Source organism: Bacteroidota bacterium, from assembly GCA_013696965.1.
Lineage (GTDB): Bacteria > Bacteroidota > Bacteroidia > JACCXN01 > JACCXN01 > JACCXN01.
In genome coordinates this window covers 17,856-30,733 of the sequence record JACCXN010000010.1, presented here as the reverse complement: position 1 = coordinate 30,733, position 12,878 = coordinate 17,856, and the positions used below count along the sequence as shown (strand labels likewise).

Genomic DNA, 12,878 nt, shown 5'->3' with positions numbered 1-12,878 from the left:
ATGAAGAGATTATTTATTTTACTTAGTATTTTATTTCTTTCAGTCCAGGTATTGTTTTCACAGCAAAACAAAAAAGAAACTGAACGGCTGAAAAAATCAGCTGATTTGTTGTTTGAGTACAATAGCTTTAAAAAGGCATTGGAAATATATCAGGTATTGTATAAAAGTGATTCATTAAATGGTGAAATTAATTTCAAAGTTGGTGTTTGTATATATTATCTGGGAAATGAAAAGAAGGATGCTATTCCCTATTTTGAAAGAGCCGCTTTTCACGATCAAATAGATAGTTATTATTATTTAGGATGTTTATACCACCTAAATGCCGAATTCGAAAAGGCCTTGTCATCATACAATCAATATCGAAATCAAAAAGGCGAGAAATCTTTTGTTGATTATGAGATAGAAAGACAAATTTCAATTACACGGAATGCAAAAGAAAGGATTAAGAAACCGATAAATGTGCAAATAGAAAACATGGGACCGGTAATTAATTCCTTACACCATGATTATGCTCCTTTGATATCTGCCGATGGCAATTTATTGATTTTTACATCAAGAAGGGAAAGTAGTACTGGAGGTTTACTTGATCCTTATGAAGAATATTTTGAAGACATTTATATTTCACGTAAAGTTGAAAATGAATGGACAGAGCCTAAAGGAATAAGCCACAACATTAATTCCAGCGGGCATGATGCAAGTGTAACCTTAACGGCTGATGGAGAAAAATTATTTATATACCGTACAAATCAAAGTTTAACTGGCGGTGATATTTATGAATCGAAATATGATGGAAGTGATTGGACAAAACCTGAAAAATTAGAGCCGGATATCAATTCAGTAGACGGATGGGAATCAAGTGCCAGCATTAGCCAGGACAGTGAAATTTTTTATTTTTCAAGTAATCGTCCTGGAGGTTATGGGGGTAAGGATATTTATAGAGTTGTTAAATTGCCTAATGGATTATGGAGTAAAGCTTCTAATCTTGGTTCTGCAATTAATACTGCTTTTGATGATGATGCTCCATTTATTCACCCCGATGGCAAAACACTTTATTTTAGTTCCAAAGGTCATAATACTATGGGTGGATATGATATTTTTAAAACAATAAAAGACGAAAATGGTTGGTCAACTCCTGAAAATATAGGGTATCCAATAAATTCAGTGGAGGATGATATTTATTTTGTACTAACAGTTAACGGAGATGTGGGTTATTATGCATCAAAAAAAGCTTCTGGAATTGGAAAATCTGATATTTATAAAGTTTTTCTACCAGATGAAAATTTTGATTTAGCTGTTTTAAAAGGATCAGTTCATAATAAGGATAAATTGCCTTTATCCGCAACAATTACACTTATTGATGAAGAATATAATTCAATACATGGAATGTATAATTCAAATAGACTTACAGGAAAGTTTATTATGATTATTAAGCCAGGTAAAACGTATAGATTAATTGTAGAATCCCCGGGTTATAATTCCTTTTCTGATATTGTTGGTTCGCATACACCAATTATATCCTTAAAATTAATTGAAACAAAATAATAGTTTACAAGAGCAAAATGATGAAAAGGTATAGAAACATAAAAACCGCATTTAGCGTAATTCTGCTAATTGTTTGTTTCCAGGATAGCATGGGGCAGGATATGCAATTCACCCAGTTTTATGCAGCTCAAACATATTTAAACCCGGCTTTCACCGGAATACATGGTTGTTCAAAGGTGTCTTCCAATTTTCGCGACCAATGGCCTTCCATTCCAGGAAGTTTTGTATCCTATACATTCTCCTATGATCAAAACCTACCTTCACTTAATGGTTCCTTAGGAGTATTATTTACTAACGACAAGGCAGGTTCAGGTAAGCTGAGATCTACAGGAATTAATTTGTTGTATGCCTATGAAGTTCCAATTAGTAAAACATGGATGGTTAGAGCAGGTTTACAAGGAGGAATTAATTCTAGAAACATCAATTATAATGATCTTATTTTTGGAGATCAAATAGCAAGAGGGGGAGCAGCTACTTCAATTCATGCAAATAACTCTGAAATGGCATTATATGCTGATTTATCTACAGGCACAGTAGTTTATTCACAAAATTATTGGATTGGACTTTCTGCCCATCATTTAAACAGACCCAATCAATCCCTTTTAAATGATCAAAGTACTGTTCCTGTAAAATATTCGCTTCATGCAGGTACAAGGATTCAACTTGATGAACCAACTAATTCAAAAGATGGAAAATATGCAATTTATCCTGCTTTTAATTTAAAGTCACAAGGAAAGTTTGATCAACTTGACTTAGGCCTTTATTATGGTTATTCAGTTATGACCTTAGGTATCTGGTATCGTGGAATTCCTCTTTTTAAAGCCTATGAGCCTGGATATTCAAATCATGATGCAGTAGCTCTTCTTGCAGGATTTGTTGTAGATAAACTCCAAATAGGATATAGTTATGACATCACTGTTTCCCGGCTTAAGACTTCAACCGCAGGAGCGCATGAAATTACTTTGAATTATATTTTTTGTAAAGCAAACAAAAAGAAAAAAAGGATAGTTGTACCTTGCCCTAAATTTTAAAAAATAAAATAATGTCAACAAAAATTACAGTAAATAATAACGGATCATTAAGAATTGAAGGAGACTTTGAACTTTTAGATCCTAATGGAAACGCTTATGGTTTATCCGGACGAAAAGTTATATCCTTATGCCGTTGTGGCAAGAGCAATAATAAACCTTTTTGCGATGGAGAACATAAGCGCTGTGAATTTCAATCAGAGGTAATCGCAACAATACTTCCTCCACCGAACAAACCAGCATAAAAAAAGGCCTCAATTTTTGAGGCCTTTTTTTATGCTGAATAAGAATAAATTATTTATCTGACTTTTTATTGTCTGAAGGTAGTCCATCATCAGAAACAGAAATTGAGGTTGGTTCTCCCTTTGATTTTCCGCTTTCTGGTTTTTCCGCTTTTTTTTCTGCAGGAGCAACCTTTTTTTCTTCTGAATTAGCAGGAGTAGCCCTAGTTGCTGGGGCAGTTTTTGTTGCCGGTGTGGCTCTAGTTGCAGGAGTCGCTTCTTTTGCAGGTGTTGCTTCTTTTGCGGGAGTGGCTCTAGTTGCTGGTGTAGTTTCTGTTGCTTTAGGTTCAGATTTCACTTCTCTTACTTCTGATTTTTCAGTTCTCTTTTCTTGTGCATTTACTTCACTTATGGAGAATAAAACAAGGAATAGAGTAATTGATGACAATACTACTTTCATAATTAAATTTTTTAGTTTAAGGTAAATAGAAAATCAAATTTTAAATAAAAATTATTAAAAATCAAAATTTAAAGGTTAAACCGATGCTTAGAACTTCCTTAAATTGAGTTCGTGGTCCGGATGAATCTATTAATCCATCACCATTAGTATCCACCCCAATTTCAATATCATGATCGTATATAAGATGAGAAGAAATATTTGCATTTATATATTTGTTCACCTTTAAAATAACCATAGTCTCCCAATTCACATCAATATTTTCGGGTTTTTCAAGGTAATTTGAAAAAAGGTCAAGTTTTACCTGGAGGGAAACGTTATTAATAATGTTTTCTTTGCGAAACATAGCTTTGAAATAAGATCCAAACTCTTCCCTTACTATCTCTCCTGGTGTTACTCCAAATGCACCTGCTGCAGACAAATCTGGCTGGTTTACAATTGTAAATTTGCCAGTTAATGGAGATAGCATTATAGTTATTAAATCTCCCCTTTTGTAATTCAAACCTAATGATGTTATTAAATAGGCAGGAGCCAAAAAATCTGAAATAAGAATCTTTTTCTCTGCATCACTGTATCCTGGGGTAAATTGTGTATTAAAGCTTAATAATGCTGAATAGTTGAAGTCTTTATAAGCTTTATAACTATAGTTAGATACAAAGTCAATTTTATCATCAGTTTTTAAAAAACCTTTTGTTTGGCTTTGTAAAAATCCATATCCAACTTCAAGACTATTATCCCATTGCGCTTTTTCTTTAAGGTAATTGCTTCTTAACTGAAGCAAACCAGCAGCTGATTGTGAGTTTTCTCCTCCTCCAACCCAATTGGAAAGATGAACTTGTGAGAAATTAGCATTAAAAATACCTGAAAATCTCCAGATAGGAATTGTATCCGCAGCTGGAACCTGATCGTTTTCCTGGGCTAGGAGTTTAAAGGGCAGTAGAAGAATTAAAACTAAAACAGTATTTTTTAATAAAGATAATTGGATATTCACCAGGAGTAAATTATAAATGTAAAAAAAACAAGATTACTTGATCAATTCAAGTGCTTCTTGTACTGGAATCATTTGGTCTTTAAAATAAGCTACAATAAAGGCATCGGAAATTCCATAAGTATTAATCATCTCATTTTTTAATTTCACAGCCTGGTTGTAGTCAGAAAAAGTGCCTGAAATATATCTGGTTAATCCAGTAGGAGTTTGTTGCGTTTCCAAGCCTTTTATTGAATTATACTTGATTCTAATATCTGCTGGAACTTCATTTTTAAATGCACCGATTTGCACTTTAAATTTAATTAAATCTTTTGAAACAGCACTTTGAGGCTTTATAGGATCATTCAAATTTTCTGCAGAAGTTTTAGTTGCTCCCACCGAGGCTAAAGGAATTCTCTTGCCATTTTTGTATGCAACTATAAATGATCCGTTGTAACCTTTTAAAACGACATTGATTTTTTCTTTAACTGCTTCATTGTAATCCGTGAATGATCCTGATAGGTACCTAACCAGGCCATCTTCGGAAGTAACCATAATTAAATTGTCAACTCCTTCAAAAATATTTTTCGATAATTTGCGGCTGTATGCCCCCAATTGAATCCTGAAAACTACTTGGTTATCAGGATCCTTTTCAGACAGGGAGGAGGCGTTGAATTCTGTTATACCATTGGCTGAAACTTTGTTTGTATTTGTTGAGGTTGTATTGTTAGTTGTTTTAACGTTGGTATTTGAACCAGCATCTGTTTTTATGGTTGATTCTTTTACAGCGTTTGTATTTGTTGTTGAATTTGAAATGGATTCTGTTTTAGATTTTGAATTTTCATTATTGCTTAAACTTTTGTTAGTCTCATTTGTTAAATTTTGTGAAATATTTTCAGATTTGTTATTTGTAGATGCAACAGAAGATTTATCGGGTTTTACAGTTGTATTAAAACGAGGATCATCTTCAGTAATAAATTTTCCATTACGTATTAAAGCAACAGTAGCTTCTTCCAAACCTGAATTAAGTAATTCATTCTTGCGTTTCACCGCATCATTATAACTGGAATAATTTCCAACTGAATAAATTGTACCTAAAGGGCTTTCAGTTGAGGTAATATCTGTTAAACTAAGAAATTTATTTATTAGTTCTGGAGGAATTCCTGTATTGTATATTCCTAATTGAACTTTATATTGATCAGAACTGGATGCTCTTTTTTCAGCCTCATATACGGTCCGGGTAATTATTGCAAATTTACCTGTACTATCCATATATGTTTCATAGAGCAGAAGTATTGCTTCATCAGTCAGGGTTACCCCGTTTACATCTACAAATGCATTTGCATGGGTATTTGGTTCCTGGTCAAGAAAATCAGGAACACCATCATTGTCATTATCCAGAGGACAACCATTTATATTAACTTTTACCCCTGAAGGAGTTCCAGGGCAATCATCCTTGAAATCTTTAACACCATCTGCATCAATGTCCTCGTCATCAAGTGATGTATAATCCACGTCAGAATAGGTATTTTCGTTTTCTTTTTTCTTTGATTTTTTCTTAAAATTAAAACGGTAATTTAATGAAAACGAAGAGTAAAGAAAGTGGTCGTTCTTGCTGTTGCCAATTCTTGTTCCTTTGCTGTTTTCGGTAACTCCATCAATTAAATTGGAGAAAGTATAATGGAATGTTGTACCTATTTTAAAATCAAGGTTATCATAAAGATACATTCTTAACCCAATTCCTGCAGGAATTGCAAAAGTTCGTTCTGAATACCTTCCAAACCCATCAATATTGGACTCCCTGATATCTGTTTCAAAAATATAATCTCTTTGAATATGAATTGCATTAACAGCATTTGGATGTTCTTCGGGTAAATTCCTTAAAGAGCCATCCCTCCAGTAGTTATACCTGTTTCCCTGACTGTCATAAATATCTGTTTTAGATAAAAATTCAACAGATTCAATCCCAAGAGAAACAAAGGGATCAAGTTTTCTGTTTTTAGGTAATAATTGGTGAAAATTGTAGGATAAACTTAATCCGCTGCTCCTTATTTCTGCCTGAAAATTTAGATTCCTTTCAAATGATCTTTCATTTGCTTCAACCTTGCCAACAAGAAAATGTAAATTAATGTCAAAAAATGAATTTAGCCTTGTAGAAGCTAAAAATTGATAACCTAATCTGGATGTCATAGGGTTTTTAAAGGATGCAGAACCTACATCTCCAAAGTAACTAAGTATTCCGATACCTAAACCTGCAGTAGGTTTAAAAATGGTAACCTCATCTTCTGTATTTTGAGAATAAACATTATCCTTTTTTTCCTTTTCTTGGGCAAATGCAATACTTATATTTAATAGTATAAGTGAGAAAATAATAAAAAGCTTATTTAATTTCATTCTCTCAAACAGATAAATTTATAAATGGAACCATTTAATTGAATATACTAAAGTTGCAAAAAATAAATTTATCTATTTTATCCATTTTTGATTGCTAATCATTAATGCTTCTTGTACAGTAATCCGTTTACCTTGATTGTAGGCAGTGATAAAGGGGCCTGTATCTATTTTTTCATTGGATTTTGTAGCCTCGCAATTTTTCTTAGCTATATCATACTCAGAAAAACTGCCAATGGTGTATTTATTCCATCCCTCGTGCATTTCTGTATAAATTGGTTCCTTAATGCTGTATTTTTCCACAAAATGAACTTCCTTTACAAGTGTATGTCCTGCTGCGATTTGCACTTTATAAACTATTCCTTTTTGTTTGGCATTAGATGTTTCTGTAATAGCTGTTTTTACAATTTCAGGTTCCTTTTTTTCTTCTTTCTTTTCCTGAACAACTATTTTAGCAACTACAGGTTGTTCTTCTTCAGGCATATCAATTAACTCTTTTGAAACGATGCATTTTTTAGTTTCTCCATCAATTTCAACATAAGAAAACTCGCCATTTAAGAAATTGTTTCCATTGCTTTGTGGATCCTTTTTTACCAGGTAAGAAACCCTAAATTCATTTTGTTCTGGAAGTGTCATCCAAACAAACTTAACTATTTGATTCGAGAATGAAAATTGAGCATTGTTTGATTCAATAGAAGTTGCGGTAAAGCCTTCTGGTAGTGTTTCCTGAAGTTTTGCGAAATCTCCGATTTCAGTTTTATTAATGATCACTTCAACCACAAATTCAGAGTTAAGCTTGTAATTAATATTTCTTTTGCATTTTACCTCTGCCTCTATTTTTTTATCAACAATTACTTCCTCTTTTTCTTGTTCTTTCTCATCATCATCATCTTGCTCCATTTCATCATTTAAGGCTAAATCTTCTTCTGCGACATCGATCGAAACTGAAGAAATAGGATATACTTTTTTATCACTGTTTACAAGGTAAGAAAAACTACCCGTAATTTCATTTTTTCCTGTAACAGTTTTGTCGACTTTAACTTTGTAGGAAATGTTGAATTCCGTTTGAGTTGGCAACTCGATCCAAATAAATTTTACTTTTTGATCAATAAAAGTAAAAGAGGCATTATTATTATTTATTGCTTCAGCCGTAAAACCGCTAGGCAATTCTTGAGTCAGTAATGCAAAACCCTTAATGTCATCTTTGCTTATGGTTAATTCAACAATAAATTCAGAGCCAGGGGCTGCATTTTTAGGTATATTTGATTTTATAGATAATCCATCCGAGAGAATATTCTGGAATATCAGTAAAAAAAGCATACTAAAGATCAGAGAAATATTTCGAATCATCTATTGTGTTAAGTTTAATTATTTAAATAAACTAGGATAAAAAACTGTTTTTCACAGTTAAAAACTCACTAAAAGTATTATAAAATATACAGTAAACCAATTTTTTGTATCAAAAAAATGTTTTTTAACGTTTATACAATCAAAAAAGTTTAAAAATTTGCTTTAGGAATCCTGCTTTTATACTTACAATGTAATTAAAAGTTCGGCTTAAGTAAATATTTGGAATAAAAATCCACAATCTCTTTCACTGCCTGTTCGGCAGTATCAACAACCACAATTAAGTCAAGATCTTCTATACTTACGTTATTAACTTCTTCAACTAAAACGTTTTTAATCCAATCTACAATTCCTGACCAATATTTTTTTCCAACCAGAATTATTGGAAATTTCCCTATTTTATTTGTTTGAATTAGTGTAAGGGCTTCAAAAAGTTCATCTAAGGTTCCGAATCCTCCTGGTAAAACTATAAATCCCTGTGCATATTTAATGAACATTACCTTACGAACAAAGAAATAATCAAAGGTGATTAATTTATCCTGATCAATAAAAGGATTAGAAAATTGTTCAAAAGGCAGGTCTATATTTAGTCCAACTGATCTACCACCTCCTGCTTGTGCTCCTTTATTTGCAGCCTCCATAATTCCAGGCCCCCCTCCGGTAATAATACCATAACCTTCTTTGGTAAGTTTAAATGCAATATCTTCCGCTAATTTGTAATAAGGATGATCAGGCTTTGTGCGTGCAGAACCAAAAACAGTAACGCAAGGGCCAATTTTTGCCATTTTTTCAAATCCATCAACAAATTCAGCCATTACTTTAAATATTTGCCATGAATCTGCTACTTTAATTTCATTCCAATCTTTTTCTGCAAAAGCCTGCCTTATCTTGTCATCTAGTGGACCCATTTTTTTTCTGATTAAAGTTTCAGGATAATTCTCTTTTTAAATATTCTCCGGTAATACTGCTATTATTACGTGCAATTTGCTCAGGAGTTCCATAACAGACAATATTTCCGCCTGCATCTCCACCTTCAGGGCCCAAATCAATTACATGATCAGCCACTTTAATTATATCCAGGTTGTGTTCAATAACAAGTATTGTGTTTCCACTATCTGCCAGTTTATTGAGTACCTCCAAAAGTACTTTTATATCTTCAAAATGAAGACCAGTTGTTGGTTCATCTAAAATATAGAAGGTATTCCCGGTATCTCTTTTTGATAATTCGGTAGCCAGTTTTACTCTTTGTGCCTCTCCACCAGAAAGGGTTGTAGATTGTTGTCCAAGTGTAACATAACCTAAACCAACATCCTTAATTGCTTTTATTTTAGACAAAATATATGGAATGTTTTCAAAAAAATCAACAGCCTGATTAATTGTCATTTCAAGAATATCACTAATTGATTTGCCTCTGTATCTGATTTCAAGGGTTTCTCTGTTGTATCTTTTTCCCTGACATGTTTCACAAACAACATAAACATCGGGTAAAAAATTCATTTCAATTGTTTTTACACCAGCTCCTTTACATGTTTCGCACCTTCCTCCTTTAACATTAAATGAAAAGCGGCCAGGTTTATAACCTCTTATTTTAGCCTCAGGCAAGGATGTGAATAAATTTCTTATTTCAGTAAAAACACCGGTGTAAGTTGCAGGATTGGATCTTGGAGTCCTTCCAATTGGAGATTGATCGATTTCAATTACCTTGTCAATATTTTCCAGACCTTTTATTGAACTATACTCCAAAGGTTTTTGAAGTGACCTGTAGAAATACTGATTTAATAAAGGGTACAATGTTCCATTAATTAAACTTGATTTTCCACTTCCTGAAACTCCGGATACACAAATGAATTTTCCAAGTGGAAATTCAACATTTACATTTTTAAGGTTATGTCCCTTGGCTCCTTTAAGGATTAATGATTTTCCAGATCCTGTTCTCCTTTGAGCAGGTATTTCAATGTTCCTGGTGCCATTCAGGTACTGTGTTGTAATTGTGTTGAATTTGGCGAGATCCTCTGGTTTTCCGCTTGCAACAACCCTTCCTCCATTGATACCTGCAAGAGGGCCTATATCAAGAACATAATCAGCATGCATGATCATTTCCTTATCGTGTTCTACAACAATTACCGAATTGCCTATGTCCCTTAAATTCTGAAGGGCTTTTATAAGACGCATATTATCTCTTTGGTGAAGCCCAATACTTGGTTCATCCAGGATATATAAAACATTTACCAATTGAGACCCTATTTGAGTTGCCAGTCTTATTCGCTGAGCTTCCCCACCTGATAATGTTTTAGCACTTCGGTTGAGTGTTAAGTAAGTTAAACCAACATCCAGTAAAAAACTTATTCTTGAACGAATCTCTTTTAATACTTCTTTTGCGATGATGTTTTTTCTATCATCCAGGCGGCTTTCAATATCTGTAAACCATTGCTGTAATTCAGTAATGCCCATGGATGCAAGATCTGCAATGTTTTTATCTCCAATTTTAAAAAACAGAGATTCTTTTTTTAGTCTTTTTCCCTGGCATTCCGGGCAAGCAACAGTATTCATAAATTCAGATGACCAGCGGCTTATTGATGCAGTTGCATTCTCTTGATTCAAACGGGAAATGAAATTAATAATACCTTCAAATGTTAGTGAGAAGCTACTTCCACTGATTCCAGAATGGCTTTTAACTTTTATTACTTCATCCGTTCCAAAGAGAATTGTATTCATGGTGTGTTCATCAATACTTTCAATGGAATCAGTTAGGGTGTAACCGTATTTCTCCAGGATTGCTTCTACCTGGTGGAATATCCAGTTGTTTTTGTATTCTCCTATAGGAGCAATACCACCTTTTTTGATACTTAATTTAGGGTTAGGAATAATTTTTTTAATATCTACTTGTGAAACTTCTCCCATACCATTGCATTTTTCGCAGGCACCATAGGGAGAGTTAAAAGAAAATATATTAGGAGCAGGTTCATCATAAGCGATGCCAGTTGTAGGGCACATTAAATGGCGGCTAAAATGTCTTATTTCTTGCGTGTCAACATCCATAATCATAAGTGTTCCCTTACCTTTTTTCATGGCAATAAGCAAAGATTCCAATATTCTTTGTCTTAACTCCTCACTTACAATAACACGGTCAACCACTATTTCAATATCATGGATTTTATAACGATCCACCTGAAGCCTTGGAATAATGTCTTTTATTTCCCCATCCACGCGTACTTTAATAAATCCCTGTTTTAGTATTTGTTCGAATAGTTCCCTGTAATGTCCTTTTCTTCCTTTAACAAGGGGAGAAAGCAAAATAATTCGTTTTTCATTGTATTGATCAAGAATTATATTTAATATTTCCTGATCGTTATAACGAATCATTTTTTCTCCGGTTTTATAGGAAAATGCATCGGAAGCCCGTGCGAAAAGAAGCCGAAGGAAATCGTAAATTTCTGTAATTGTTCCAACCGTGGATCTGGGATTTCGGCTTACCGTTTTTTGTTCAATAGAAATCACCGGGCTTAATCCGGTTATATTATCTACATCAGGGCGTTCAAGGTTTCCAAGGAAGCTGCGTGCATAGGCAGAAAAAGTTTCTATATATCTTCTTTGTCCTTCTGCATATATTGTATCAAAAGCAAGGGAAGACTTGCCACTGCCACTTAAACCTGTAATAACAACTAATTTATTTCGGGGTATGCTAACATCAATGTTTTTAAGATTATGCACTCTTGCCCCAGATACTTCAAGGGTTTCGATTCCATTTTCCATTTGGTTTTGTAATTCATTTTCCCCTTCACTTATCTCTTTTATATTCATTATTCTATTACTCTACAATTATTCAAATATTGTTTAAGAAATTTAAATTTCTTCTTTTTTTGTGATCCTGGTTATAATGTATAAAACAGAGAAAATTAAAAAAATGTATATTGAAAACAGAGTGAAATGAATATAATCCCATGCTTCAATGAAATTTACAATTACAAAAACAAAAATCAGCGAAATTAAAGAAAGGGCAATGAAAATCCTTGCTACTTTTTTATCAGAAAAACCCAAATAGGAAATATGATGTGTGGTGTGGTCTTTTCCACCAATAAAAGGAGAACGTTTTTTTAATAGCCTGTTTATTACCACAGTAGTTGTATCAATAATTGGGATTAAAAAGGCCAGTGAAACAATTATTATTTGACGTGATTCACTTGTCTGATTCGTTAAACCATTAAAATTCCAGAAGAAAATAATTCCGAAAATAGCAAGGATACAACCTAAAAACTGGCTTCCTGTGTCTCCCATAAACATTTTAGATGGGTTCCAGTTGTAAAATAAAAACCCAACAAGGGCTGAAAAAAGGCCAAGTAAAACAGTGAAATAAATACTGGAAAATGCCTGAAGAATTGCTACAATCACCAAGGCAGCAAGTACAATGAAAATGGAAACAATAGTAGTGATTCCATCCATGTTATCAAGCATGTTAATTGAATTCATAATTGCAATTATCCAGAATACGGTTAACAGAATATTAAAAAAATCAGATTGAAACACATGGATGATAGTGCCTGTAAAAACCAGGATTAGTCCGCATGTTAATTGCCCGGTAAATTTCCAAAAGGGATTGGTATTATAAGCATCATCTGCTAACCCGATAAGAAAGGCAAGGGTAACTGCTGATAAGACTCCTAAAAATTGAAGGTTTAAAAATTCTTTTTCAGTTTCAAAAAAAATAAAGTGTGTAACTATTGAAAGTAGAAAAACAATAAAAAAAGAGATTCCGCCAATGGAAGGTTTTGACTGAACGCTCCATCTGATAACGGTTTCTTTGTCATTTCGGATTCCAAGGTTACCCGCAAATTTTAAAAAAAGCCCATTTATTAAAAAAGAAAACACTCCAGTTCCAATAATGAAAACTGAATATATTAAATAGATATAGTTGGTTAGATCCATTC

Annotated in this window: 9 protein-coding genes and 1 pseudogene; 3 read left to right on the top strand and 7 right to left on the bottom strand. The window is 33.2% G+C overall.

Going from position 1 to position 12,878, the window contains the following annotated elements:
* From H0V01_02180 to H0V01_02170, 3 genes are read left to right on the top strand one after another with little or no spacing between them, the layout of a single operon-like run.
* A complete protein-coding gene (locus tag H0V01_02180; protein MBA2582177.1) occupies positions 1–1,542 on the top strand; it encodes a PD40 domain-containing protein in 1,542 nt (513 codons plus the stop codon).
* A 20-nt stretch (positions 1,543–1,562) separates the two neighbouring features.
* On the top strand, positions 1,563–2,573 hold the full coding sequence (locus H0V01_02175) for a type IX secretion system membrane protein PorP/SprF (GenBank protein ID MBA2582176.1): 1,011 nt from the start codon (positions 1,563–1,565) through the stop codon (positions 2,571–2,573).
* Between the two features lie 8 nt (positions 2,574–2,581).
* Positions 2,582–2,815 (top strand): CDGSH iron-sulfur domain-containing protein, encoded by a 234-nt coding sequence (locus H0V01_02170; GenBank protein ID MBA2582175.1) that lies wholly within the window; start codon positions 2,582–2,584, stop codon positions 2,813–2,815.
* A gap of 187 nt (positions 2,816–3,002) precedes the next feature.
* On the opposite strand, the pseudogene H0V01_02165 reads toward H0V01_02170, so the two are convergent.
* The 7 genes and pseudogenes from H0V01_02165 to H0V01_02135 form a co-directional block, all read right to left on the bottom strand.
* Positions 3,003–3,122, bottom strand: a pseudogene (locus H0V01_02165) (VacJ family lipoprotein).
* Between the two features lie 190 nt (positions 3,123–3,312).
* Positions 3,313–4,239, bottom strand: coding sequence for a DUF3078 domain-containing protein (locus tag H0V01_02160; protein MBA2582174.1), 927 nt, complete (start codon positions 4,237–4,239; stop codon positions 3,313–3,315).
* Between the two features lie 33 nt (positions 4,240–4,272).
* Positions 4,273–6,609, bottom strand: a complete 2,337-nt coding sequence (locus H0V01_02155) for an SPOR domain-containing protein (GenBank protein MBA2582173.1) — start codon at positions 6,607–6,609, stop codon at positions 4,273–4,275.
* 72 nt (positions 6,610–6,681) lie between these two features.
* Positions 6,682–7,956: a hypothetical protein gene (locus tag H0V01_02150; GenBank protein ID MBA2582172.1), complete on the bottom strand. Its 1,275-nt coding sequence runs from the start codon at positions 7,954–7,956 to the stop codon at positions 6,682–6,684.
* Positions 7,957–8,150: 194 nt separating this feature from the next.
* A complete protein-coding gene (locus tag H0V01_02145) occupies positions 8,151–8,861 on the bottom strand; it encodes a TIGR00730 family Rossman fold protein (GenBank protein ID MBA2582171.1) in 711 nt (236 codons plus the stop codon).
* A gap of 19 nt (positions 8,862–8,880) precedes the next feature.
* Positions 8,881–11,706, bottom strand: a complete 2,826-nt coding sequence (uvrA, locus tag H0V01_02140; protein ID MBA2582170.1) for an excinuclease ABC subunit UvrA — start codon at positions 11,704–11,706, stop codon at positions 8,881–8,883.
* Between the two features lie 90 nt (positions 11,707–11,796).
* Positions 11,797–12,876 carry an undecaprenyl/decaprenyl-phosphate alpha-N-acetylglucosaminyl 1-phosphate transferase gene (locus H0V01_02135; protein ID MBA2582169.1) on the bottom strand — a complete coding sequence of 360 codons (1,080 nt, stop codon included), beginning with the start codon at positions 12,874–12,876 and terminating at the stop codon, positions 11,797–11,799.
* Positions 12,877–12,878: the final 2 nt, after the last annotated feature.

What these genes read in the sequence shown, in the direction of transcription:
- H0V01_02180 (MBA2582177.1), top strand. Translation starts at nt 1, where the DNA reads ATGAAGAGATTATTTATTTTACTTAGTATTTTATTTCTTTCAGTCCAG.
- H0V01_02175 (MBA2582176.1), top strand. Translation starts at nt 1,563, where the DNA reads ATGAAAAGGTATAGAAACATAAAAACCGCATTTAGCGTAATTCTGCTA.
- H0V01_02155 (MBA2582173.1), bottom strand. Translation starts at nt 6,609, where the DNA reads ATGAAATTAAATAAGCTTTTTATTATTTTCTCACTTATACTATTAAAT.
- H0V01_02150 (MBA2582172.1), bottom strand. Translation starts at nt 7,956, where the DNA reads ATGATTCGAAATATTTCTCTGATCTTTAGTATGCTTTTTTTACTGATA.
- H0V01_02145 (MBA2582171.1), bottom strand. Translation starts at nt 8,861, where the DNA reads ATGGGTCCACTAGATGACAAGATAAGGCAGGCTTTTGCAGAAAAAGAT.
- uvrA (MBA2582170.1), bottom strand. Translation starts at nt 11,706, where the DNA reads ATGGAAAATGGAATCGAAACCCTTGAAGTATCTGGGGCAAGAGTGCAT.
- H0V01_02135 (MBA2582169.1), bottom strand. Translation starts at nt 12,876, where the DNA reads ATGGATCTAACCAACTATATCTATTTAATATATTCAGTTTTCATTATT.